Annotated in this window: 26 protein-coding genes and 2 tRNA genes; 20 read left to right on the top strand and 8 right to left on the bottom strand. The window is 61.7% G+C overall.

Features of this window, described 5'->3' with window-relative positions; all coding sequences use genetic code 11:
- Positions 1-3 precede the first annotated feature (3 nt).
- The 3 genes from ACIQUG_RS17905 (at position 4) to pncB (ending at position 3,320) form a co-directional block, all read left to right on the top strand.
- Positions 4-1,191 (top strand): polysaccharide biosynthesis/export family protein, encoded by a 1,188-nt coding sequence (locus ACIQUG_RS17905; RefSeq protein WP_192447888.1) that lies wholly within the window; start codon positions 4-6, stop codon positions 1,189-1,191.
- 179 nt (positions 1,192-1,370) lie between these two features.
- Positions 1,371-1,970, top strand: coding sequence for a bifunctional nicotinamidase/pyrazinamidase (gene pncA, locus ACIQUG_RS17900; RefSeq protein ID WP_402323373.1), 600 nt, complete (start codon positions 1,371-1,373; stop codon positions 1,968-1,970).
- Between the two features lie 45 nt (positions 1,971-2,015).
- Complete coding sequence (gene pncB, locus ACIQUG_RS17895) at positions 2,016-3,320, top strand: nicotinate phosphoribosyltransferase (protein ID WP_034797014.1); 1,305 nt, start codon at positions 2,016-2,018, stop codon at positions 3,318-3,320.
- Positions 3,321-3,662: 342 nt separating this feature from the next.
- Here pncB and ACIQUG_RS17890 read toward each other — a convergent pair whose 3' ends face one another.
- Complete coding sequence (locus tag ACIQUG_RS17890) at positions 3,663-4,379, bottom strand: DNA helicase (protein ID WP_402323372.1); 717 nt, start codon at positions 4,377-4,379, stop codon at positions 3,663-3,665.
- A gap of 325 nt (positions 4,380-4,704) precedes the next feature.
- Positions 4,705-4,779, bottom strand: a tRNA-Thr gene (locus ACIQUG_RS17885).
- Positions 4,780-4,930: 151 nt separating this feature from the next.
- On the opposite strand from ACIQUG_RS17885, the gene ACIQUG_RS17880 reads away from it, so the two are divergent.
- From ACIQUG_RS17880 to ACIQUG_RS17835, 10 genes are all read left to right on the top strand, one after another.
- Positions 4,931-5,182: a hypothetical protein gene (locus tag ACIQUG_RS17880; protein WP_402323741.1), complete on the top strand. Its 252-nt coding sequence runs from the start codon at positions 4,931-4,933 to the stop codon at positions 5,180-5,182.
- A 262-nt stretch (positions 5,183-5,444) separates the two neighbouring features.
- Positions 5,445-6,737 (top strand): UDP-N-acetylglucosamine 1-carboxyvinyltransferase, encoded by a 1,293-nt coding sequence (gene murA, locus ACIQUG_RS17875; RefSeq protein ID WP_192447886.1) that lies wholly within the window; start codon positions 5,445-5,447, stop codon positions 6,735-6,737.
- A 106-nt stretch (positions 6,738-6,843) separates the two neighbouring features.
- Positions 6,844-7,284 carry a DUF2948 family protein gene (locus tag ACIQUG_RS17870; RefSeq protein WP_043613197.1) on the top strand — a complete coding sequence of 147 codons (441 nt, stop codon included), beginning with the start codon at positions 6,844-6,846 and terminating at the stop codon, positions 7,282-7,284.
- 55 nt (positions 7,285-7,339) lie between these two features.
- The gene (gene hisD / locus ACIQUG_RS17865) at positions 7,340-8,644 is read left to right on the top strand and encodes a histidinol dehydrogenase (protein WP_402323371.1); all 1,305 of its coding nucleotides are present in this window, start codon (positions 7,340-7,342) and stop codon (positions 8,642-8,644) included.
- Positions 8,641-9,117, top strand: a complete 477-nt coding sequence (locus ACIQUG_RS17860) for a UPF0262 family protein (protein WP_043613116.1) — start codon at positions 8,641-8,643, stop codon at positions 9,115-9,117. Before hisD ends, ACIQUG_RS17860 begins: the two co-directional genes overlap by 4 nt.
- A 14-nt stretch (positions 9,118-9,131) precedes the next feature.
- On the top strand, positions 9,132-9,599 hold the full coding sequence (locus ACIQUG_RS17855) for a low molecular weight phosphatase family protein (RefSeq protein WP_402323370.1): 468 nt from the start codon (positions 9,132-9,134) through the stop codon (positions 9,597-9,599).
- Positions 9,600-9,869: 270 nt separating this feature from the next.
- Positions 9,870-10,088 carry a translation initiation factor IF-1 gene (infA, locus tag ACIQUG_RS17850; protein WP_004435948.1) on the top strand — a complete coding sequence of 73 codons (219 nt, stop codon included), beginning with the start codon at positions 9,870-9,872 and terminating at the stop codon, positions 10,086-10,088.
- A gap of 143 nt (positions 10,089-10,231) precedes the next feature.
- The gene (locus tag ACIQUG_RS17845; RefSeq protein ID WP_034797002.1) at positions 10,232-10,852 is read left to right on the top strand and encodes a Maf-like protein; all 621 of its coding nucleotides are present in this window, start codon (positions 10,232-10,234) and stop codon (positions 10,850-10,852) included.
- Positions 10,853-10,856: 4 nt separating this feature from the next.
- Complete coding sequence (gene yacG / locus ACIQUG_RS17840; protein ID WP_043613109.1) at positions 10,857-11,069, top strand: DNA gyrase inhibitor YacG; 213 nt, start codon at positions 10,857-10,859, stop codon at positions 11,067-11,069.
- A gap of 338 nt (positions 11,070-11,407) precedes the next feature.
- Positions 11,408-11,483 (top strand) — tRNA-Phe (locus ACIQUG_RS17835).
- A 73-nt stretch (positions 11,484-11,556) separates the two neighbouring features.
- Here the strand turns inward: ACIQUG_RS17835 and ACIQUG_RS17830 are convergent.
- A complete protein-coding gene (locus ACIQUG_RS17830) occupies positions 11,557-12,456 on the bottom strand; it encodes a LysR family transcriptional regulator (protein WP_034796999.1) in 900 nt (299 codons plus the stop codon).
- Positions 12,457-12,554: 98 nt separating this feature from the next.
- Between ACIQUG_RS17830 and ACIQUG_RS17825 the strand changes: the two genes are divergently transcribed.
- The 7 genes from ACIQUG_RS17825 to ACIQUG_RS17795 all read left to right on the top strand — a co-directional run bounded on the left by ACIQUG_RS17825 (position 12,555) and on the right by ACIQUG_RS17795 (position 20,358).
- The gene (locus ACIQUG_RS17825) at positions 12,555-13,625 is read left to right on the top strand and encodes a 4-oxalomesaconate tautomerase (protein WP_402323369.1); all 1,071 of its coding nucleotides are present in this window, start codon (positions 12,555-12,557) and stop codon (positions 13,623-13,625) included.
- 54 nt (positions 13,626-13,679) lie between these two features.
- A complete protein-coding gene (locus ACIQUG_RS17820) occupies positions 13,680-14,660 on the top strand; it encodes a Bug family tripartite tricarboxylate transporter substrate binding protein (RefSeq protein WP_402323368.1) in 981 nt (326 codons plus the stop codon).
- A gap of 1 nt (position 14,661) precedes the next feature.
- A complete protein-coding gene (locus ACIQUG_RS17815) occupies positions 14,662-15,183 on the top strand; it encodes a tripartite tricarboxylate transporter TctB family protein (protein WP_402323367.1) in 522 nt (173 codons plus the stop codon).
- Position 15,184: 1 nt separating this feature from the next.
- On the top strand, positions 15,185-16,690 hold the full coding sequence (locus tag ACIQUG_RS17810; RefSeq protein WP_402323366.1) for a tripartite tricarboxylate transporter permease: 1,506 nt from the start codon (positions 15,185-15,187) through the stop codon (positions 16,688-16,690).
- Positions 16,691-16,887: 197 nt separating this feature from the next.
- The gene (locus ACIQUG_RS17805) at positions 16,888-17,934 is read left to right on the top strand and encodes an acyltransferase family protein (protein ID WP_402323365.1); all 1,047 of its coding nucleotides are present in this window, start codon (positions 16,888-16,890) and stop codon (positions 17,932-17,934) included.
- 179 nt (positions 17,935-18,113) lie between these two features.
- The gene (locus tag ACIQUG_RS17800; protein WP_402323364.1) at positions 18,114-19,877 is read left to right on the top strand and encodes a flagellin; all 1,764 of its coding nucleotides are present in this window, start codon (positions 18,114-18,116) and stop codon (positions 19,875-19,877) included.
- Between the two features lie 259 nt (positions 19,878-20,136).
- Entirely contained in the window at positions 20,137-20,358 is a 222-nt protein-coding gene (locus tag ACIQUG_RS17795; protein ID WP_034796981.1) for a hypothetical protein, read from the top strand.
- A 105-nt stretch (positions 20,359-20,463) separates the two neighbouring features.
- Here ACIQUG_RS17795 and ACIQUG_RS17790 read toward each other — a convergent pair whose 3' ends face one another.
- The 5 genes from ACIQUG_RS17790 to ACIQUG_RS17770 all read right to left on the bottom strand — a co-directional run bounded on the left by ACIQUG_RS17790 (position 20,464) and on the right by ACIQUG_RS17770 (position 23,801).
- Positions 20,464-21,711, bottom strand: coding sequence for a glycosyltransferase family 2 protein (locus tag ACIQUG_RS17790; RefSeq protein WP_402323363.1), 1,248 nt, complete (start codon positions 21,709-21,711; stop codon positions 20,464-20,466).
- A 463-nt stretch (positions 21,712-22,174) separates the two neighbouring features.
- A complete protein-coding gene (locus ACIQUG_RS17785; protein ID WP_402323362.1) occupies positions 22,175-22,561 on the bottom strand; it encodes a DUF930 domain-containing protein in 387 nt (128 codons plus the stop codon).
- Positions 22,562-22,680: 119 nt separating this feature from the next.
- On the bottom strand, positions 22,681-23,142 hold the full coding sequence (locus tag ACIQUG_RS17780) for a YbaK/EbsC family protein (protein WP_043613094.1): 462 nt from the start codon (positions 23,140-23,142) through the stop codon (positions 22,681-22,683).
- Between the two features lie 87 nt (positions 23,143-23,229).
- Positions 23,230-23,418, bottom strand: a complete 189-nt coding sequence (locus tag ACIQUG_RS17775; RefSeq protein WP_034796970.1) for a hypothetical protein — start codon at positions 23,416-23,418, stop codon at positions 23,230-23,232.
- 128 nt (positions 23,419-23,546) lie between these two features.
- Positions 23,547-23,801, bottom strand: a complete 255-nt coding sequence (locus ACIQUG_RS17770) for a GlsB/YeaQ/YmgE family stress response membrane protein (protein ID WP_034796969.1) — start codon at positions 23,799-23,801, stop codon at positions 23,547-23,549.
- Positions 23,802-23,828 lie beyond the last annotated feature (27 nt).

Below are 23,828 nucleotides of genomic sequence, written 5' to 3'. Positions count from 1 at the left end.
TAGTTGAAACGAGTCAGTGCCCTTCTGCTTTGTTCCGCCCTTGTCGGATGCCAGGCTGTGCCTGGTGAGGGACCGCTGGCTGGGGCGATCGTCAAGGATGCCGGCCAGTCCGGCGCCGAGATCGGCCGCCAGAATGCAACGGTTTTCGACATCGTCGATGTGGACGGGCGCTCCGCGCGTCTTGTTTCCGATTATGTCTCCTCGACGCTCAATCGCCGTTTCGGCATTGGCGGCGGTGTCGGCCGCGTCGTCATCGGCGTTGGCGACCAGCTCAAGGTTTCGATCTTCGAAGCCGGCAGCGACGGCCTGTTCTCGACGCAGGACTCCAAGCAGACCAGCATCGATCTCGTCGTTCAGCCGGATGGCAAGGCTGCCATCCCCTATGTCGGCCCGGTCAGTTTTGCCGGCCTGACACTGGAGCAGGCGCGCCAGGAAATCCTAGAAGCGCTGAAGCAGAAGGCCGTCGAGCCCGACGTCATCGTCACCAGCATGAGCACCGCATCGCGCAACGTCACGGTTTCGGGTGCCGTCGGCAAATCGTCGGTGGTGCCGCTGAGCCTCGTCGACGAAACGATCAACGAAGTCATCGCCAAGGCCGGTGGCCCGGTGGCCCAGCCCTATGAAACATTCGTCACATTGGTGCGCGGCAAGAAGACCGGAACGGTTCTTCTGAAGTCGATCATCGAAAACCCGTCGGAAAATATCCACGTCAAGCCGGGCGACCAGATCTTCGTGACGCGCGATCCGCGCCGCTTCACGATCCTCGGTGCGGTCAAGGCCAACCAGCGCGTCGAATTCGGCGCCAACGACCTGAACCTGCTCGAGGCCATGGGCCTTGCCGGCGGTGGTTCGGACTACACGCTCGACATGAAGGGCTACTTCATCTTCCGTTACGAAGAGCCCGATGTGGTCATGAGCCTGCTCGGTCAGCAGCGTTTCAACGAAATGCTGCGCAAGGGCATGAAGACCGACAGCGTCGGTCGCTACCCGATCGTCTACCGCTTCGACATGAGCAAGCCGGACAGCCTGATCGTCGGCCAGACGTTCCCGGTCAAGAATCGCGACGTCATCTACGCCTCGCGTCATCCGTCGGTCGATTTCTCGAAGTTCCTCAATTTCGTCGCCCAGCCGGTCGGCATCGCCAATTCCGGCTTCTCGATCGCGGACAACATCAACAATCTCGGAAACTGATTGTTTTCAATCGCATTTATTCAAGGGCGCCGGCCATGCCGGCGCCCTTTTTGCTTATCTATCCTGCTGATCCTCTAAGCCTGCGGAACTGGCTTGTCGTCGCTCAAATTCTGTGATTGATCTTGGACTTAAATCGATTTTGGTGATCGATAACCAGTTGATCGGCCAAGAGGTGAATGATGGCGGATAAAGCGTTGATCGTCGTGGATGTGCAGAACGATTTCTGCCCGGGCGGAGCGCTCGGCGTGGCAGGTGGCGACGAGATCGTGCCGATGATCAACGGCCTGATCGATCGCTTCGAGCATGTGGTTCTGACCCAGGATTGGCATCCGGCCGGCCACTCGAGCTTCGCCTCCAGCCATGCCGGCAAAAAAACCTTCGAAATGATCGCCATGCCCTATGGTGCGCAGACGCTCTGGCCGGATCATTGCGTGCAGGGCAGCGCTGGCGCCGAATTCCATCCGGCGCTCGAATGGACCCGCGCCGAGCTTTTGATCCGCAAGGGTTTCCGTCCCCAGATCGACAGCTATTCCGCTTTCTTCGAGAACGACCGCCGGACGCCGACCGGTCTTTCCGGCTATCTCAGGGACCGCAGCATCAAAAAGGTGACGCTCTGCGGGCTCGCGACCGATTTTTGCGTTGCCTTCTCTGCGCTCGACGCGGTGGCGCAGGGCTTCTCGACCTCGGTCGTTCTCGACGCCTGTCGGGGCATCGACCTCAATGGCTCGCTTCATGCCATGATCACGCGCATGCGTGACGCCGGCGTCGAGCTGAACTAGCCGGGATGATCTAGCCTCGCCCAAGAGGAAGGAGCAATTTCACCGATGACGAAGACCGATATCGCCAGGCGCGTCTACAATCACGCCTGGAAGCTCGACCCGATCGTGCGCAGCCTGCTGGACACGGATTTCTACAAGCTCCTGATGCTGCAGATGATCTGGCAGCTCTATCCGGATGTCGACGCGACCTTCTCGTTGATCAACCGCACGAAGACGGTGCGGCTTGCCGACGAGATCGACGAGCAGGAACTGCGCGAGCAGCTCGATCACGCGCGCGAACTGCGGTTCTCCAAGAAGGAAATGATTTGGCTTGCCGGTAATACGTTCTATGGCCGCAAGCAGATCTTCTCGCCGGAGTTTCTCGCCTGGCTCGCGAAATTCCGTTTGCCTGACTATGAGCTGAAACGCAGCGACGGCCAGTTCGAGCTGACCTTCCGCGGCCGCTGGGCGGAGACCACCATGTGGGAGATCCCGGCGCTGGCGATCATCAACGAGCTGCGCTCGCGCTCGGCAATGAAGGGCCTCGGCCCGTTTACCCTCGATGTGCTCTATGCCCGCGCTAAGGCAAAGATGTGGTCCAAGGTCGAGCGCCTCAGGCAATATCCGAACCTCAGGATTTCCGATTTCGGCACGCGCCGCCGCCATAGCTTCCTTTGGCAGCGCTGGTGCGTCGAGGCGCTGAAGGAAGGGATCGGAAGCTCGTTCTCCGGTACCAGCAACGTGTTGCTCGCCATGGACAACGATCTGGAAGCGCTTGGCACCAACGCACACGAATTGCCGATGGTGGCCGCAGCCCTTGCCCGCAACGACAAGGAACTGGCTGCCGCCCCCTACAAGGTGCTGCAGGACTGGAACCAGCTCTATGGCGGCAATCTCCTGATCGTCCTGCCCGATGCCTTCGGCACAGCGGCGTTCCTGCGTGACGCGCCGAAATGGGTGGCGGACTGGACGGGCTTTAGGCCGGACAGTGCGCCGCCGATCGAAGGCGGCGAAAAAATCGTCGCCTGGTGGAAGAAGATGGGCCGGGATCCCCGGGAAAAGCTGCTGATCTTCTCCGATGGTCTCGACGTCGACACGATCATCGAGACGTACCGCCACTTCGAGGGGCGCGTGCGCATGAGCTTCGGCTGGGGCACCAACCTTACCAACGATTTCGCCGGTTGCGCGCCGACAGAAATCAGCGGTCTCAGCCCGATTTCGATCGTCTGCAAGGTCAGCGAAGCCGATGGCCGCCCGGCGGTGAAGCTGTCCGACAATCCGCGTAAGGCGACCGGTGACCCGGCCGAGGTCGAGCGTTACCTCAAGTTCTTCGGCTCTCAGGATTTCGTGGAGCAGGCGGTCAAGGTCTGACCGCCAAGTAACGCAAGCAAGTAACGCCAAGTACGAAACAGGCGCATCAAAAAAGAAACCGGCAGAAGCCGGTTTCAAAAGGGGATCAAAGATGTTGCGATTGTCCATCATCGCAATGTCAAATCTGGCAGTGGAATCTTAAGGTCGCGTTAATCTGCCAACCTGCCGTTGCATTTTGCTTCTCTAGAATACGAACATGTAGAGAAGGATGATGACGATGAGCGGCACGCCCATAAGCCAGAGAACGATACCTTTCATTGAGAAGCCTCCGCGTTGCTGCCTTTGGAACGGTAACGCGGCGAAAGCGGATACGTTCCCGATGTCAGCCAGCCAAGCTTCGTATCAATTGATTGATTGGAGCCGAGCCTCCCCTTTGCTCAAGAAGCAGGCCTTGTCGAAAAGCCGGAGATCGAGCGGGTTCGGCATACGGATATCGTCCAGGTCCGGAAATGGTCTCGCGGCGGCTTCGAAGGACCGATCGATCTGCGAGATGAAGATGATGATGAGCCCGCGTTGCCGCGCGAATGCCCTCAATTTGCGCACCTGGTCGCCAAGCGTGGGGTTTTCGCGCCGCTGATCGAGAAGCTGGAGATAATCCACCACCACAAGCGTGCCTGGGTTCGCCGTCGACAGCCTGTCAACGATATGGTCGGCACTGATCGTGTCGGAGCAATCGATCTCGAATAACGACGCAAACTGGTCGTAGTCGGCCTTGATGGCGGTAAAGCGCCCGATCACGTCCGCAACGGTGTATTCCAGCGTGAAGAAGAAGGCTCTGTGGCCGGCCCTCATGGCCTCAACAGCAAGCGCGAGGCTTCGCAGCGTCTTACCCTGGCCGGGACGCGCGCCGAGGAGAACGAGATCGCCGGGGTCGAGCTGCGAATGCTGGATCGCCGTTTCGATGCCCGCCGCCGCGTGTTTGGCAGCAAGCAGGCTCCAATTGCTGTAACCCTCCTGCACGGCGATGCGATCGAGCGCCTCGTGCAAGGAAATGGCTTCGTCGCGGCATAGGCGTTTCGCCTTGCGTTTGAGATGGTAGATCGGCGCAGTCAGTTTCATCGGTAACCTCCTGATGCGAGCAACCTTCGCAATCCCTCCTTATGCGCAATGCTCGAACAGTCGGTTCGATGATGGGTGGCCCCGCATGAAATCTGCTTTCCCGATCGGAGGGGGGAGGCGTGGGCGCGCCCGAATCGAAGTGTAGCGCAGAGGACGTACCAGGTGAATGGCTGTCGGAGGACCGAAAAGGGTAAGGCGTGAGCTACTGACCCGTCACGGATGATGCGCTCAAATGTTCGGATGAGGCGGCTTACAGATGGCAACCGACGGAGCATTGCGAAGCGCTTTGCACGCGAATAAGCGATTGTATCTCTTGAGAGAAAACTGGTGCTGCTAGAGAGATTTGAACTCTCGGCCTCTCCCTTACCAAGGGAGTGCTCTACCCCTGAGCTATAGCAGCATCTGGCGGCCGGTTCGTGTGTCAGCCGCATCAAGCGAGGGGGCTATTGCCATAGCTGAGCGGGGAGTGCAAGCAGGTTTTCGAAGTTTTTCGTGAAGAGCTGTGAGAAAAGTCGCTGGCGCTTCCGAAGACCCTGGTTTTGCGCTATGGCATGGACATGCAAACAGACGACGAAGAAAGCGGCAAGGCCGTGTCCACGCCTGACGAGCGACAGGCGGACGGCAAGGTGCGCCAGAAAAAGATAAAGGATACGACCGAGGCGGACCTGAAAAAGGCGCGTCTTGCCAGGAACTTGCGCGACAACCTCATGCGCCGCAAGCAGCAGATGCGGGCGCGCCGATCCGGCGCTGCTGATGAAGTCAGCGGTCTTCCTGCCGCAAAAACGGACGAATCCCAAGATTAGTACGGGCAGGAAGCGGTATCCGCCGCTTCGTTCTCAATTTGCCGGCGGCATGGCCATCGGCCGTTCGAATGCACAGGTCCGTAAATCGGGACCGATCGCGGGGGAAAGCTGTGCAACGACCTAAATATTACAGCGCCAGGCGTCTGAACGGATGCGCGGCGTTCAAGGTACTTCTAATTTCGCGGCGTCTCCACTAAAGAGGCGCCTTCAGACAACATCGGATTATTTTGGAAAGGCGGGCCAAGCCCGTTCGAGAGGCCTCATGGATCGCATCAGGATTGTAGGCGGCAACAAGCTCAATGGCGTCATCCCGATTTCGGGCGCCAAGAATGCGGCCCTGCCGCTGATGATTGCGTCGCTTCTGACCGACGACACGCTGACGCTCGAAAACGTGCCGCACCTGGCCGACGTCGAGCAGCTGATCCGCATCCTCGGCAATCATGGCGCGGACATCTCCGTCAACGGCCGCCGCGAGCGCCAGGGCGAGAGCTACGCCCGCACCATCCACTTCACCTGCCGCAACATCGTCGATACGACCGCCCCTTACGAGCTGGTCTCGAAGATGCGCGCAAGCTTCTGGGTCATCGGCCCGCTGCTCGCCCGTGAAGGCAAGGCGCGCGTTTCGCTGCCGGGCGGGTGCGCCATCGGCACGCGTCCGGTCGATCTTTTCATCGAGGGCCTCAAGGCGCTTTCCGCCAACATCGAGATCGATGGCGGCTACGTCAACGCGACGGCGCCCGCCGGCGGCCTGATCGGCGCGCGTTACACCTTCCCGAAAGTGTCGGTCGGCGCCACTCACGTGCTGATGATGGCAGCGACCCTTGCCAATGGCACCACGGTGCTGGGCAATGCCGCACGCGAGCCTGAAGTCGTCGACCTTGCCAACTGCCTCAACGCCATGGGCGCCAAGATCACCGGCCAGGGCACTCCGACGATCACCATCGAGGGCGTGCGCTCGCTCTCCGGCGCGCGCCACCGCGTCCTGCCGGATCGCATCGAGACCGGCACCTATGCCATGGCCGTTGCCATGACCGGCGGCGACGTCATCCTCGAAGACACCGACATGGCCCTGCTCGACACGGCTCTCGAAGCGATCCGCCGCGCTGGCGCCGAGATCACCGAGACCAACAGCGGCATCCGCATCGTGCGCAATGGCGCCGGCATCAAGCCGGTGGATATCGTCACCGATCCCTTCCCGGGCTTCCCGACCGACCTGCAGGCGCAGTTCATGGGTCTGATGACGATGGCGAAGGGCACCTCGCACATCACCGAGACGATCTTCGAAAACCGCTTCATGCACGTGCAGGAACTCGCGCGTCTTGGCGCCAAGATCTCGCTCTCGGGCCAGACGGCCAAGATCGAGGGCGTCAGCCGCCTGAAGGGTGCGCCAGTCATGGCGACCGACCTTCGCGCCTCCGTCTCGCTCGTCATCGCCGGCCTTGCCGCCGAAGGCGAAACCATGGTCTCGCGCGTCTACCACCTCGACCGCGGCTTCGAGCGGCTCGAAGAGAAGCTCACCCGTTGCGGTGCGCATGTGGAGCGCGTCAGCGACTGATTTCTTCGGTTGCGCCTGATACCGTTGCGGTTTCAGGCGCAACATCCTATGTCCATTTCAATTGTGGCACGGCAAGATGTGCGGCGAAACGAAAGGAATGGATGGCATGACCGGATTGAAGCTGCTGGCGCTCGACGAGGAGGATCTCGCTGTCGTCTCCGCCCACGTCCAGGATGCCGTGTTCAAGGTTTCGGGCCTGGAATACGACGCGCGCCGCAAGCAGTTTTCGCTCATCGTCAACCGCTTCGTCTGGGAAACGGCCGATGGCAAGCGCCGCTCCTTCGAGCGCCGGCGGGCGCTTCTCCTCTTCAAGCGGGTGAATGCGGTGCGCTCCGTCGGCTTCGACCGGCGTGATGGCGAAGCGGTGCTCGATCTGCTGACGCTGAAGTTCACGGTAGAGGGCGAGGGGCCGGAAGGCACGCTGGAGCTGGTTCTGGCTGGCGACGCCTCGATCGCGCTTGACGTCGAATGCATCGAAACGCAGCTTGCGGATACCGGCGGGGCGTGGGAAACCGCTTTCAAGCCCAAGCACCCCGAAGGCGCTTGACGCTGATCGATCCGCCCACATTGGCATGTGACACTGGCATACGAGGACGTCCCCTTTGGCAATCAGGCTTAATTTTCTCGACGGTGACTTCGAACAAAAGTTCGCGTCATTCCTGACGACCAAGCGTGAGGTGTCCGAGGACGTCAATGCGGTGGTCAAGAAGATCATCGACGACGTGCGGCTGCGCGGCGATGCGGCGCTTGCCGAATACTCCAAGCGTTTCGATGGCGTCGATTTCTCGGTGACGCCGATGGCCGTCAGCGCCGCTGAGATCGATGCGGCGATCCAGGAAGTCGAGCCGGAGGTTCTCGGTGCGCTCAAGGTCGCCGCCACTCGTATCGAGGCGCACCATGCGCGCCAGCGCCCGAAGGACGATATTTACGAGGACTCCATGGGTGTCGGCCTCGGCTCGCGCTGGACGGCAGTCGATGCCGTCGGCCTCTATGTGCCTGGTGGGACCGCGAGCTATCCGAGTTCGGTGCTGATGAATGCGCTGCCGGCGAAAGTTGCGGGCGTTCCCCGCATCGTCATGGTGGTGCCGGCAATGGGCGGTGCGATCAATCCGGCAGTATTGGCTGCGGCACGGCTTGCCGGCGTCGAGGAAATCTATCGCATCGGCGGCGCGCAGGCCGTAGCCGCCCTTGCCTATGGCACCGAGACGATTGCGCCGGTCGCCAAGATCGTCGGCCCGGGCAATGCCTATGTGGCTGCGGCCAAGCGCCAGGTTTTCGGCACGGTCGGTATCGACATGATCGCCGGCCCCTCCGAAGTGCTGGTCATTGCCGACAAGCACAACGATCCGGACTGGATCGCCGCCGATTTGCTCGCCCAGGCCGAGCACGATGTCGGCGCCCAGTCGATCCTGATCACCGACGATGCGGAATTCGGCCAGGCGGTCGAGAACGCGGTCGAGCGGCAATTGAAGACGCTGCCGCGCGCCGAAACGGCGTCGGCAAGCTGGCGCGATTTCGGCGCCGTCATCCTCGTGCCCGATCTTGCAGAGGCCGTACCGCTGGCAAACCGGATCGCTGCCGAACACTTGGAGCTGGCACTCGCCGACCCGGAACCGATGGTCGCCAAGATCCGCAATGCCGGCGCGATTTTCGTTGGCCGCCATACGCCCGAGGTCATCGGCGACTATGTCGGCGGCTCCAACCACGTGCTGCCGACCGCCCGCTCGGCGCGCTTCTCCTCCGGCCTCGGCGTGCTCGATTATATGAAGCGCACCTCGATCCTGCGCCTTGACGCCGAGCAGTTGCGGATCCTCGGGCCGGCGGCGATCGTTCTTGCCAAATCCGAAGGCCTTGAGGCCCATGCGCGCTCCGTCGCCATTCGCCTCAATCTCGGTGATGCTGGATGAAGGCGGACCGCAACCAGCGTCTCTGCGATGTCGTTCTGGACGAGACCATCGGCCGCTCGACCCCTGACGTGGAGCATGAACGCGCGGTTGCGATCTTCGACCTGCTCGAAGAAAACCTGTTCGAGCCGGCCGGCCATCCGGGCGGCCCCTACAAGCTCAACCTCTCGCTTGTCGATGCGAAGCTGGTTTTCGCGATCTCGACCGAGAAAGGCGACGGTGTCGCCACCCATATCCTGTCGCTGACCCCGTTCCGCCGGATCGTGAAGGACTACTTCATGATCTGCGAGAGCTACTACGAAGCGATCCGCTCGGCGACGCCGAGCCAGATCGAGGCGATCGACATGGGGCGGCGTGGCATCCATAATGAAGGTTCGCAGACGCTGATGGATCGCCTCTCCGGCAAGATCCGGTTGGATTTCGACACTGCCCGCCGCCTGTTCACGCTCGTCTGCGTGCTCTACTGGCGCGGGTGAGGGCGGCGACCGGCATGGCGGGAACCGAGGCTCAGCGCTTGAAAATGCCCCGCTCGGTCCTCTTCATGTGCGGCATGAACGCCATCCGCTCGCCGATGGCCGAAGCACTCGCCAAGGCGGCGCTGCCGGCCGGAACCTATGTTGCCTCAGCGGGTGTACGGCATGGGGAGCGCGATCCCTTCGTCGACGTGGTCATGGCCGAAGTGGGCCTGAGCCTCGGTCGCCATCAGCCGCATACGCTGGACGAGCTGGAGGACGACTACTTCGACCTCATCGTCACGCTGGCGCCGGAAGCCCATCACAAGGCGCTCGAATTGACGCGTTCCATGGCCGTCGACGTGGTCTACTGGCCGACGCCGGATCCGACGGTGGCCGCCGGCACGCGCGAGCAGATCGTCGATGCCTATCGCGCGGTGCGCGATCACCTGTCGATGCTGATCAATCATCGGTTGGTCGGCTCGAAGAAGTCGGAAGACGTCTGAGGCTTTGCTGAAAATTCGCGGGCGGTTTCCAGCCCAAGACGTTTCCATGCCCGCTTAAATCCCGATCGATTTAAGACTAGAGACATGGAGCGGTACGAAGTGCTATAGCGGCTTCGCGCTTCTGATCCGACGCGCGGCACAGTAGCCCGTCACAAAAGCGCAAAAGCCGGTCTTAGATGGTTCACAAATCCTCGTCGATTGTGTAGTTTCCGGCGAATTTTTCGGGATACCTGACGGTTCCCTAAACAAAGATAGAAAGAACAGTCCTACATGGCGAAAGAAGAAGTCCTTGAATTTCCGGGCGTGGTCACCGAATTGCTTCCGAATGCGACGTTCCGCGTGAAGCTCGAAAACGAGCATGAGATCATCGCTCACACGGCTGGCCGCATGCGCAAGAACCGCATCCGCGTGCTTGCCGGCGACAAGGTTCTCGTTGAAATGACCCCGTACGACCTTACCAAGGGCCGTATCACCTACCGCTTCAAGTAAGCCGCTCCGGCTCTTGGCAATTCCTGGAGCATTTCCGCTTCTTCTTCGAATCGCGAAAACGCTCTAACCTTTGGTTGGATTGCAATTCCGTAAACCGCCTATCGCATTTTGCTGGAATTGCTCTGGAGTGACGGCTCGTTCCGATGACAGTGGCCAAGAAACTGATACTTGCGTCCGGTTCGCCGCGCCGCGTCGAGCTTCTGGCGCAGGCCGGCATCGAGCCCGCGCGCCTGATGCCGATGGATCTCGATGAGACGCCGAAGCGTGCCGAACATCCGCGTTCGCTCGCACGGCGCCTGTCGGCCGAAAAGGCACGGGCGGCGCTTGCTGCAGTCAAGGGCGAGGCCGGCTGGGACGGAAGCTACATCCTGGCGGCCGATACGGTCGTCTGTGTTGGCCGCCGCATCCTGCCGAAGCCGGAACTTGTCAGCGAGGCCTCGAGCGCGCTGCATCTTCTTTCCGGCCGCAGCCATCGCGTCTATACCGGCGTCTGCCTGATCACGCCGGACAAAACCGTGCGCCAGAAGGTCGTCGACACCAAGGTGCGCTTCAAGCGCCTGTCCGGCTTCGATATCGAGAGCTACCTCGCGTCGGGCCAATGGCGTGGCAAGGCGGGCGGCTACGGCATCCAGGGCATCGCCGGCAGCTTCGTCGTCAAACTCGTCGGCTCCTACAGCAACGTCGTCGGCCTGCCGCTCTACGAAACCGTCAGCCTGCTTGTCGGCGAAGGCTATGACGTGCACAATCGTTGGCTGGAAGGCTGAACGAGTGACTGACGAAACGAAGAAAAGCGGTTCGAACGTCGCGCCCCTGCGCGCGCCGCGCCCATGCCCGGAATGTGGCCGGCCGTCGCACCGCGAACACTACCCCTTCTGCTCCGATCGCTGCCGCAATGTCGACCTCAACCGTTGGCTCTCCGGCTCCTACGCTATTCCGGTCGCTGACGACGAGGCGAAGGCCGACGACGGCGACGACCGCTAGGCGTGCCGCCACGGCCGGACCCGCTGGTCCGGCTTTCCTTCTCCACATCCTCTTTGCCACGGACGACGCCGCGAAGATCCTCGCGCGCCACCGCGTGCGTGCTATCATCTTTTTCGGCTTCCAACGATCGCTTTCCACGAAAAATGGACGAGGGAGAGGATGCGATCTCTCTGAAACTCCTGGCTTTTTCGGTCATTCGATTGTCCACAGGATTTCGGTCAAAAAACTTTCATTTGGCGCTGGACACCGCCGAACAAGATGCTATAACCCCGCTCGTTCCCGGGGCACACAAGCGCCCCGATGGCTCCGGAAGGAGCCGATGCCCGAAACGGCAGGATGCCCGGATAGCTCAGTTGGTAGAGCAGCGGATTGAAAATCCGCGTGTCGGTGGTTCAAATCCGCCTCCGGGCACCATTTTTCTTCTCGAAGATCTTGGTCCTTTAAAGTGCATTTCGCGCTAGCGTGTGTTCGCCACGCGATTGCCCCCTCAATACGTCGTCCACTCTTGCACCAGCATCTCGCGAAAGCGGATGGCGGCCGGTGATAGTCTGCCGCCGCGGCGTTCGACGAGGCCGATGGTGCGGCTGACGGTGGGAGCGGTCAGCGGGACTGTGGCGATGACCGGGTGTTCGACCTGAGGGGTCGCCAGCCGCGGCATCACCGAGATGCCGAGGCCCGCCTCGACGAGACCGAGCGAGGTCGAGAGGTGGTTGACCTCATAGAACCAGTTGAGCTGCACCTGTGCCGTTGTCAGCGCCCGGTCGAGCACGGCGCGGTTGCCGCTGGTCTTGCTCACCCCGATCAGCGGGTGGCCGGTCAGATCCGCCCAGGTCAGTTGCTTCGACGTCGCCAGCGGATGGTCGCGGCGGCAGGCGAGCACGAAGGGGTCGTCGACGAGTGGCGTGAAGCTGAGATCGGGGCGCGCAGCGCCTGTTATGTTGATGCCGAATTCCACCTCGCCGTTGGCGACCGCATCGAGCCCTTCATTGGCCGAGAGATCGAGGATGCGGAAGCGGATGCCCGGGAATTTCTCGTTGAAGGACTGCACAACCCTGGGGAGAAAGTAGAAGGCCGCTGTCGGGACCGAGGCGATGGTGACTTGGGCGCGGTGTCGCCCGCCGAGATCGCTGATCGAGAGGATCGATTCCTCGAATTCGTCCACCAGCCGCCGCACCAGCGGCAGAAGCTCGCGCCCGACCTGCGTCGGCGCCACGTGCCGGGTCGTGCGTTCGATCAACTGCGCGCCGACGGAGGCTTCAAAACCCTTGATCCGCCGTGAAAGCGCAGGTTGTGAAAGATTGAGCTGGCGGGCAGCTTCGTTGAACGAGCCGAGGTCGAGGACGGCGAGAAAAGCCTTGAGGTCGAGGAATTCGAAATTATTGCGCATATCGGAATAATTACGTCATTCTTTGCATTTCACAACAGATTTGATCCGTGAGATCCCTCCGATCAGCTGGTTGCGGCCGGTGCGGAGGAGCATGCGGAATGGATGACTTGATCAGGATACCCTGCGTGATGATGCGCGGCGGAACGTCGAAGGGACCGTTTTTTCTGTCTCGCGATCTTCCGGCTGATCCGGTCGAGCGCGACCGCCTGCTGCTCGAAATCATGGGGTCCGGCCACCCGTTGCAGATCGATGGCATCGGTGGCGGCAACTCGCTGACGAGCAAGGTCGCGATCGTTGGCCCGTCGAGCCGCCCGGAAGCCGATGTCGATTATCTCTTCGCCCAGGTGAAGGTTCTGGAGCGCAGCGTCGATACGGCGCCGAACTGCGGCAACATGCTCTCGGCCGTCGGTCCCTTCGCCATCGAGGCCGGCCTGGTGCAGCCGACCGGCGACGAAACGGTCATCAAGGTGCACAACGTCAACACCGGCAAGATCATCGACGCCCGCATCCAGACCCCTGGCGGCGCGATCGCCTATCAGGGCGAGGCCGCCATCGACGGCGTCCCGGGCAAGGCCGCCCCCGTCTATCTCGCCTTTCGCGACGCGATCGGCGCCAAGACCGGCCGGCTCTTGCCGAGCGGTAAGGCCACCGATGTCATTCTCGGCCTCGAAGTGACGCTGCTGGATGGCGCCACGCCGGTGGTGATCATCACCGGCGAGGATATGGGCTACACCGGCTCGGAGCCGGCTGCGGTTTTCGACGCCGATGCGGATTTCATGGCCCGGCTCGAGCAAATCCGGCGGGAGGCCGGGAGGCTGATGGGGATGGGGGACGTCAGCCAGTCGGTTCTGCCGAAGCCGGTGCTGATCGGCGCGCCCGCAAACGGCGGCGATCTGGCCGTGCGCTATTTCACGCCCGCCAATTGCCACACGGCGCTTGCAACGACCGGCGCGGTGAGCCTCGGCCTGGCGGCAACGATCCCGACGAGCCTGGTGGGGCAGCGGTTTCCGGAGCTCTCGCTGCCGGCGACGCTCGCCTTCGAGCACCCGACCGGCGAACTCCGGGTGAGGGTCGAGAAGGCCATGGGAGACAATAGCCCGACGGTGTCTGTCATGCGCACCACACGTCGGCTGTTTGAAGGTGCGGCTCTTGTTCGCAAAGACGCTTAGGGTCTTGCCGAGCAACGTGTCGCGAATGCATTAACGAACTGGGAGGAGAACAAAATGCCCATGAAATTTACCCGTCGCGTCGCCCTTGCCCTGTGCGGGGTTGCCATGACCATGTCGGTCGCAGCCCCTGTGATGGCGCAGGATGCCTATCCGTCCAAGCCGATCACGCTGGTGGTTTCCTATGCCGCCGGCGGCGGTACGGATGCCATCGCCCGTGTCTTTGCCGCCCGGCTCGAAAAGGCGCTCGGCGGTCGCGTCATCGTCGAAAACCGCCCGGGTGCTGCCGCCAACCTCGGCACTGAGGTTGCTGCTGCCGCTGACCCCGACGGCTACACCCTGTTGATCGGCAATCAGGGCCCGATGGTCGTCAACCCGCATATCTTCAAGCTGAAGGCCGATCCGGGCACCGACCTCGATCCGATCGCCATGATCGCCGATGCGTCCCTCGTCGTCGTCGTCGGACCGTCGCTCAAGGTTAACACGCTCGGCGAGCTCGTCGAGGCGGCCAAGTCCGGAGAGCTGGTCTATGGTTCGGCCGGCAATGCCTCGGCCAGCCATCTCGGCGCCCTGCTGCTCGGCCAGACCGCCGGCATCAAGGTCAGGCACGTTCCGTACAAGGGTGCTGGCCCGGCGGTGAACGACCTCGTCGGCGGCCATATCGACTTCATGGTCACAACCATTCCCTCGGCGATCGGGCTGATCGAGAGCGGCACGCTGAAGGCGCTCGCCGTCACCGGCGACAAGCGCTTTGCGAGCCTGCCGGATGTGCCGACCGCCATCGAAGCCGGCGTCCTGGGTTACACTGCATCGGCCTGGTACGGCCTCGTCGGTCCGAAGGGCATGCCGGCGGACGTGAAGTCGAAGCTCGAAGCGGCGACGACCGAAACGCTCAGCGATGCCGACGTGCTCGACAAGCTGAAGAACGACGGTGCCGTGCCGTCCTCCATGGGCCCCCAGGCCTTTGCCGATTTCATGGCCAAGGAGCGCGCGCGCTGGGGCGACGTGGTGAAAGCCGCCGACATCAAGGTCGAGTAAGATGCAGGCCACGTCCACGAACACTGAAACCGAGCCCTCTGCGGGAGGGCTCGGCCGGGAGAGGCTTGCCGGCATCGTGCTGGTCGGCCTCGGCGGGCTTGGCCTCTGGGCCGGCTCGGATTTGCCCTTCATGACCTCGGAAGGCGTCGGCTCGGGGTTGATGCCTCGGCTGCTCTCCATCGTCATCCTGGGGCTCGGGCTCCTGCAACTGGTGCTGAGCCGAAAGGATCCGGGGCCATCGACCGGCCGCTGGGCGATCCGCGAGACGATCCCGGTCATCCTCGGCGTCGTTCTCTTTGCCGTTACGGTGCGTGGCTATCATCTCGGTCCGGTTACCATTCCCGGTCTCGGTCTGTCGATCGCCTGTCCGCTGGCGGTCGTCGCTTCCGGCCTTGCCGCGCGCGATGCGCGCCTTGGCGAACTTCTCGTCTTTGCCGCCGTGCTAACAGCCTTCTGCATCGGCCTCTTTCGCTATGCGCTCGGGCTTTCGGTTCCCGTCGCGCCCTGGCTTCTAGGATACTGAGATGCTGGACGTTTTTATCAACCTCGGCCTCGGCATGACCGTGGCGTTCACCTTGCAGAACATCGCGCTCTGCTTCATCGGCTGTCTCATCGGCACGCTGGTCGGCGTGTTGCCAGGCGTCGGCCCGGTCGCCACCATCGCGATCCTCCTGCCGGTCACCCTCTCGCTCGATCCGACCGGCTCGCTGATCATGCTCGCCGGTATCTACTACGGCGCCCAGTACGGCGGCTCGACCACAGCCATCCTCGTCAACATTCCCGGTGAAGCGACAGCGGTCGTCACCGCCATCGACGGTCACAAGATGGCCCAGAATGGCCAGGCGGGGCTTGCGCTCGGCCTGGCGGCGATCGGTTCGTTCTTTGCCGGCACGGTTGCCACCATCGTGATTGCCGCCCTCGGCGTTCCGATGACGCGCATGGGCCTTCTCTTCGGTCCGACCGAGTATTTCTCGCTGATGATCATGGGTCTCGTCTTCGCCGTCGTGCTGGCGCACGGCTCGCTCCTGAAGGCGGTGTCGATGATCCTCGTCGGCGTGCTGCTCTCCTGCGTTGGCGCCGACATGGAGACGGGCCGCGAGCGCATGACCTTCGGCCTTGAAATGCTCCAGGACGGCATCGAATTCGTCGTGCTGGCCATGGGCATCTTCGGCTTCGGCGAGATCTTCAAGAACCTTGCCGATCCGGAATCCCGAGATGTCGTGCGCAGCCGCATCGGCCGCCTGTGGCCGACGCTGAAGGAGCTGAAGGAAAACTTCCCGCCGATCCTGCGCGGTACCTTCCTCGGCTCTGTCCTTGGCGTTCTGCCGGGCAACGGCGCGATCCTCGGTCCCTTTGCCAGCTATGCGGTGGAAAAGCGCATGTCGAAGCGGCCGCAGGACTTCGGCCATGGCGCGCCGGCGGCCGTCGCCGGCCCGGAAAGCGCCAACAATGCCGGCGCGCAGACCTCCTTCATCCCGCTTCTCACCCTCGGCCTGCCGCCAAACGCGGTGATGGCGCTGATGGTCGGCGCGATGATGATCCAGGGCATCGTGCCCGGACCGCAGGTGATCGAGCGCAATCCGGAACTGTTCTGGGGGCTCATCGCCTCGATGTGGATCGGCAACCTCATGCTGGTCATCATCAACCTGCCGCTGATCGGGCTCTGGGTGAAGCTGCTGCGCGTGCCCTATCGCCTGCTGTTTCCGGCGATCGTCTGCTTCTGCTGCATCGGCCTCTATTCGATCGCCAACGATGCCGCCCAGGTGATGATGGCCGCCCTGTTCGGGATCATCGGTTACGCCCTCTACAAGCTCGAATTCGAGCCTGCGCCGTTGGCGCTCGGCTTCGTGCTCGGCCGCTTGCTCGAGGAGAAGCTGCGCCAGTCGCTGATCATCTCCGGCGGCAGCCCGCTGACCTTCCTGCAATCGCCACTGTCGGCCATTCTGCTTGCGATCGCCGTCATGGCGCTCGTGGTCGCCATCTCGCCGTCGATGCGGCGAAACCGCGACGAGGTCTTCAAGGAAGCCTAGGCCTGGTTTGAAACCTTGGTAAAGGCCACGGGCGTGCCGCGCCCGTGGCTTTTTTGTTTTCGGCTCGGCGGAAGAGGTATCGTCTCTGGTCGATCAAGAACATCGCTCCTCTTCACAAGTGCGCGGAAGCGGCGTAATCTCCAAGGATATTCTTAAGTAGAAATAATTTAAGTATTATATCCTGCGGGGACAAAGGAATGGCTGCGACGGGAGCGCGCGGCGACAGGCGGGAGCAAATTGACGGGCTTCGCGTGATCGCCATGACGGGGGTATTGTACGTCCATTACTGGAACGAGCATCCCACACTTGAATCGGTTCGAGTCTCACTCTTCTTCATCATCAGCGGCTTTCTGATCGGGGTGATCCTGCTGTCGGCAAAAGACACCCAGGCGACGATCAACGTCACCAACTTCTACATTCGCCGATCGCTCCGCCTGCTTCCGGCCCTGTTCCTGATGCTGTTCGTGGCGGCGTGGTTCAACATGGATGGCATACGCAACAGCCTTGTGTGGCACACGTTTCAGATGTCGAGCCTGTATTTCGCCATTACCCAGGACTGGGAGCCCTGGGTTGCCGCGCATCTCTGGAGCCTCAACATCGTCGAGCAGTTCTACCTGACCGCTCCGCTGATCATCATCTTCCTGAGCCGGCGGCATATATTCGTGGCCTATGTCCTCATCTTCACGATGTCGGTGATCGCGCGGACCTATAGCGACGAGCTCGGCCTTCTCGCCTGGTCAAACATCGTTCTTGCCTTCGACCCCGTGGCGGCAGGGGCCATCCTGGCGCTGGTCAAGGACAATGTCGACGTGCGGGCTGTGCTAACGAGCAAGCTCAACAACCTCGCGTCGGTCGCTATCATCGCGTCGCCGCTCCTCGTCGGTATCAAGTTCGGCCACTCGGAAACCTACAAGTTGCTTTGCATCTACGCGCTGGCGTCAATCGTTCTGAGCTCCTACATCGGATACAAGGGCGTGTCGGCCTATCTGCTTGCAAACCCCGTCACGCGCTTCCTCAGCCGGGTCAGCTACGCGACCTATGTGTACCATATGGCGCTCTGGTGGCTGGTCGCGGAGCAGTGGCCGGCGCTCTACAAGGCAGGGCCGATGACATTCCTCGTCATGAGCACCATCACCGTGATCGTCGCGACGATTTCCTGGCATCTGGTGGAAAAGCACTTCGACGCCCTGAAAGCCCTGTTCCCGGTAACCCAGCCGGTGCCACTCGCCGCCGAGCGTGCCTGACCCCGGCTATGGGACGGGCCGGGGCAGGGCCGCAATTTTTGCCAACGACCGGAAGCGCCGACGCAATATTTGCACGTCGAGGCGGGTTTCTTAAGTCCGCGTTAACCACGTATTTGATTGTATCGCCGCAATCACAGCGGCCCATGATGGGCATTTTTCAATTTTAAGATGTCACTAATATGGTCAGCATTCTCACGAACGCTGGGGCGATTTCTGCGCTCCAGACTCTGCGTACAATCAATTCCGGCATGGCCGAGGTGCGCGGGCAACTGAACTCCGGCCTCAGAATTCAGACCGCGGCGGACAACGCCGCCTATTGGTCGATTTCGACAACCATGCGCTCCGACGCCAAGGCCGTGTCCGCGGTTCAGGACGCGCTCGGGCTCGGAGCGGCCAAGGTCGAAACGGCCTATGCGGCGATGGATGCCGTTACCGGTATTCTCAGCGAGTTCAAGGCCAGGCTGGTGACGGCGAGGGAGCCTGGCGTCGACAAGGGCAAGCTTCAAAAGGAACTCGACCAGCTCAAGCGACAGATCCTGAGCATCGTGGATTCGGCGAGCTTCAGCGGGCAGAACTGGCTGAGAACCAGCGTCTCCGACATCTATGACAGCGACCTGAACCGCACCTCCGTCGCCTCCTCGTTTTCGCGAGACGCCCGAAACGGCGTGTCGCTGAACACGGCCGACTTTTTCCTGCGGGACTCCTCGCTGTTCAACAGCACCGGCGGCGGCATCCTGCAGGCCGATACGCGGGATCTGAGAACGGTCGGCGGCATCCGCTTCGTGACCTCGGTCGATGTCGATGGTTACACGACCAACAGCAACTACAACAACCGGGCGGGCCAGGCCGGCGAATTCGTGTTCCATTTTGCTGGACCGATCAGCTTTGCGAGCCCCGGCGACACGATCACCTTCGACGTCACCGTCGACAAGGACAGCCCCTCCCAGGGCCTGTCCCTGCCGCTGCATACGGGCAAGACGATCGGCGTCACCGTGGACCGGGCGACGGTCGATACGGTGCTCGGAGCCGGCGCCAACGGCGTTATCTCGGACTACACGCAGTACGCCGCCGTCCTGAAACATGCGGTCGAGCAGGCCGGAACCGGCGCCACGGTGCAGACGTACCGGCACGACTATGAGCCCTATCCGCCGATCGTCGATCAGATCGGCTTCAAGACGCTGCAGAATTCCGGGTTTAACGGATCCTATGTCGAGGTCTCCAACTTGGTCATCAACACGACGACCGGAGGTGCTGGAGGGCTTTCGCCCAATGCCGGTTTCGGAACGCGCGGATCGGAGATGACGCTGACCTTCGAGCAGTTCGAGGTCTACAAGGACGTTGTCGTGTCGTTCAATTTTTCGGTGAACGGCGAGGCGCCGAGCAGCCACGCCTTCGATCGCAACCAGGTCAACGCACTGCTTGGCAAGGATACGGGCAAGATCGAGACGGTGGACGAAATGGTGATGGTGCTTCAGTCGCTCATCACCCGGCCCGACACGATCATCCAGAACAACGGGTCAGGCGGGATCCTGATAAAGTCCGATCCGGCCGCCGATCGGAAATCCGGTGCCGGAACCTTTATCGGCTTCACCAACATCGATGTGAACATCGAACCGATCGCCCGCAGAAACTTCCTTGACGTCGATATCGCGGCGAACCCGCAATCGGTCGATTCCTATCTCCAATACATCGAGGTCGTCCTGCAGCGGACCATCGATGGCGCCGCAGCACTCGGCTCGCTGCTGTCGCGCATCGATATGCAGACAACCTTCGCACAGACGCTGATGGCGACGATCGACGAGGGTGTCGGTCGTCTGGTGGATGCCGACATGAATGAAACGTCGACACGGCTGAAGGCCCTGCAATCCCAGGAGCAGCTCGGCATCCAGGCTTTGCAGATCGCCAATTCCGACGCTCAGAGCATTCTGCAGCTTTTCCGCTGAGACAAGTCGCAGCGATCGATCTGGCGGGTTTGCTCCAGCGAGGGGAGAATTCCGCCCGCCGTGCGGACCTGGCTTCGACTGACCCCGAAGCTTAACCCAGCCAAGTTTCCCCGGCTGTCACCTGCGTTACAGGCGTGTCGCAGCTTCTGCCTATTCTGGCGCCCGGGAGGACCTGAGCGGCGCAGTTCGTCGCCGCACAATTTAGGCCACGACATCCGGGAAAAAGACGGGGGCGTGGCCGGGTCAACGAGGATCAGACATGCGTAAACTTGCGACACTCTCTCTGGCAGCTTTGGTGACTGCGACGGTCGCCGTGGGCGGCGTCGCTCCGGCATTTGCCGGCGGAAGCTACTACAAGGGCGTATCGACAACGCCCATCAACGAAGGCCACAAGAGCGAGAAGTACAATCCTGAGGCCAAGGTCGTGAACCGCCCGCCGCCGCGCAACGGCGCCTACTACAAGGGCATCATGCGCAAGTAGTGCGGTATCCCTGGGGCGTGCGTGGCCAAGCGGCCTCTTGCCCGTCGCGCTTCCCGGCATAACCTGCAAAAAGAAACGAGGGCGCCAGCGGCGCCCTTTTATATTTCAAAGCAGAACGTGGTTGAGGATGTCGCTTTCGCTGACCACCAGGTTCGGCAGGTGCCCCTTGCGAAGATAGTGCTTGCGGTCGCTGTCAACAGTGACGAAAACGGCCGTGCGGGCAATTTCCTCCGGCGTGAGTTCCGTCGTGCCCGGAACGACAGCGAGATGGGAGCGCAAGCCAAGATCACGCAACAGCTCTTCGATCGCTCCATAGTCGTCGACCCCGTGAAGCACCAGACGATCGATCTCGGCCACCGAGTTCGTGTGCCACATCACCGTCTGCAGGGCGACCATGAGCGGCAGAACGCCCTTTGACCGCTGCAGTTCGGGATGGTGTTCGAAGCCGCCGAGCATCAGACGGGTATAAAGCTCATAGGCGCGGATGTAGTCCTTCTTCGCGATCCACATGCGCAGCGCGACCGTCATGCGCAGCATGGTGAAATCCCGCACCTGCGCATCGAGATAGGCCCGGCGCTCGGGCGTCAGCCGCACGGCGCCGCGCTTGGCGCCGGAATAGAGGAAATATTCAAGGCCGCCGCGGTAGCTGTCCCAGGCGGTGAGCACGTCGGCATGGCCGGCCTGCGGTCGGTCGCGAGCAATCTTCGAGCGGGTGACCTGTCGATAGAACGGCTTTCTCAGGAAGGCGACGGCGCCCTGCTCCAGGAAATGGGCGAGATAGGCGAAGGCCCAATAGGCGAAGTTCCTGGGCACCCAGGCTGACCGTAGCGCCGACGCCCGGTAGATGCCGATTTCCGGAAACACGTGTCGTTCGCAGAGGAAGTCGAACACCTCCTCGAATGCGCGCTTCTTGAACTTCGTGTCCTTGTCGACGATGTAGAACGGCGGATCGTCACGCTCTTCGACTTCGTCATGCGTGTACCAGGGCGCGTAGCAGGCGGTGATTTCCGGATTGAGATCCAGGTAGCGGATCGCCTCGCGCAGGCCGTCGTTGATCAGGATGTCGTCGTCGGCAAGGTAGAGCACATATTCGCCGGTCGCGCGGCTGAAGGCGCTGACGACGTTTGCGCCGGAACCGTAGTTTTCCGCCTGCCTGAGATAGCGAATCGGCAAGCCCTTGGCGATGAAGCGCTCGGCCACGTCGCGCGTATCGTCCGTCGACGCGTTGTCGGAGATGATGATCTCGTACTTGTAGGAGAATTGGTAAAGGTCGACGAAATAGGCGAGCGCCTTTTCGAGAAACGCCGCGCGATTGTAGGTTGGAATGCAAATGCTCAGCTTAACCTGGCTCACGCGCCTCTCCATGGTGCTCATTTCGCGCGATTTCTCGTCGCTCGGACGTTGCCCGTTGCCCGCATTGCCAGCCCTGGGGCCACCGCAAGACGCGGGGAAACCGCGCATGCAGGGAACTTCCCCTGCCCAGCCGTTATTCAGTGTCGATCTTGTGTGAGCCTTGTCTTGGATAGGGGGTGCCCGACCTCTCTCGGCATCAATCGAATTAACGCTTTGTTAACCATGCGGGCGCACTCTCGGATCAGGCTCACGCCGCTCCTTGTCCGACGGATCTAAGCGGCGGACGGAATACGCTGTCGCGGTCGTTCCGATGGTGCCGAGGTAAGGGTGTACGATATGGCAGAGCACATGATGAAAATGCTGATGAGCATCATGGCGGCGTTGTCGTTCGGCTCGCTGCTCTTTCTCGTGGCCATCCTTTAGGGCTGGCCATCTTTAACGCCGCGGCGTCCTTCGACGTCCGTCAGGGGTAGAGGTAGAATTCGTCCCAGCTCTCGTGCGGCACCAGCTCGCCGATCTTGTATTCGAAAGACAGGACATCCAGGTGCTCGGCGTCGGTGCGGCACTTGAACTTCAGCTTGTACCATTCCCCCTTGCTGCGGAACACGGCGCCCGGCGCCTTCATCTTGTCTTCCTTCACGACCGGTTCGGCGAAAGTATAGGCAATCACCTTGTCCGGTTTGAAGCTCGATTTGTCGGCGTTGATGCGCTCCATCGCTTCGGTGTCACAGCGCTGCTCCAGACGGGTCTGCGGATCGAGCTTCTCGAACTGGCGTACCAGGGACTGATCCATCGCCAGCGCCGGGGAAAACGTGGCGGCGAAGATGAGCGGGTACGCGAGTAGCTTCATGCTTGACGGACTCCTGGTAACGGAAGGACGGACCCAGCAAATCACTGCCGGGGCGCGCCTGCGGTTTCAGTTAAGCTTTGTGGCCATTCCAAGGCAGGCCACGTATCCGAAACGGCAAACTACGTTTCGGATACGTCGATCCACTCGGCGCCGGTCAGTTCGGCGATGCGGGTCGGGCTGATGTGCACAGCCGCATTGGTGGCGCCGGCGGCCGGCACGACGATGTCGTAGGCCTTGAGCGACATGTCGCAATAGATGCTGTGCGGCTTGGCAAGACCGAAGGGACAGACGCCGCCGACCGGATGGCCCGTTTCGGCCTCCACCTCGTCGAAACCGAGCATGCGCGCCTTGGTGCCGAAGCGGGCTTTGTATTTCTTGTTGTCGAGGCGGGCGTCGCCGCGCGTGACGATCAGGATCACGTCGTCTCCGACGCGAAGCGCCAGCGTCTTGGCAATTTGCGCCGGCTCGACGCCATGGCCCTCGGCCGCAAGCGCGACCGTTGCTGTGCTTTGCTGAAGCTCGATGACGTCGATGTCGGGGGCATGCTCTGAAAAGAAGTCTTTGACGGAGGTCAGGCTCATGGCGAACAGTTCACGTTATTAAAAGGCAATGGCGATCGGCCGTGGCGCGAAGAGCGCGATGATCTTGTTGCCGGGCGCGCAAATCTCTCAATCGTCGTTGGAAGCGTCAAGGTCTTCCGGACGAAGACCTTCCTGCTGCGGTGGCAGGTAGCCGTGATTGGTGAACCAGTTTTCGAGGATCGCGATGATCGCCTGATCCCGTGTCTGCATTCCCGGGTGATCGGCAATGAACGACTTGAGCGCCGTTTCGATCTTGTCGGTGTAAAGCGCGTTCATGCTCGCCTCCATCTGGCTAAATGCGATGTCCCGTCCGGCGGATCACAGTGCTACAGCGCCCTTCGCGCGTCCAGATGGAACGGCGCGGGGATGTCCCGGGCGCGAAGGGTACTGCCGCCGGCGATGGGTCAGGCCTGTTTGACGATGCGGATCAGCACCAGAAGGATGACGGCGCCGATCGTCGCGTGCAGGATCGCCGAGAGGATGCCGGTTCCGAGACTGATGCCGATCGCCGGGAAGAGGAAACCGGCGATGAAGGCGCCGATGATACCGACGACCATATTGCCGATGAGGCCGAAACCGCCGCCCTTGACGATGAGCCCGGCGAGCCAGCCAGCGACCGCGCCGACGATCAGGAAGACAAGAATGCTTTCAATGCCCATGAACGGGTTCCTTTCCGTTGGATCTCC

Origin of the sequence: Ensifer sp. NPDC090286, assembly GCF_044769565.1 — a bacterium.
Taxonomy (GTDB): Bacteria; Pseudomonadota; Alphaproteobacteria; order Rhizobiales; family Rhizobiaceae; genus Ensifer.
The sequence above is the reverse complement of the archived record's forward strand: the minus strand, read 5'-3'. Positions and strand labels throughout refer to the sequence as shown.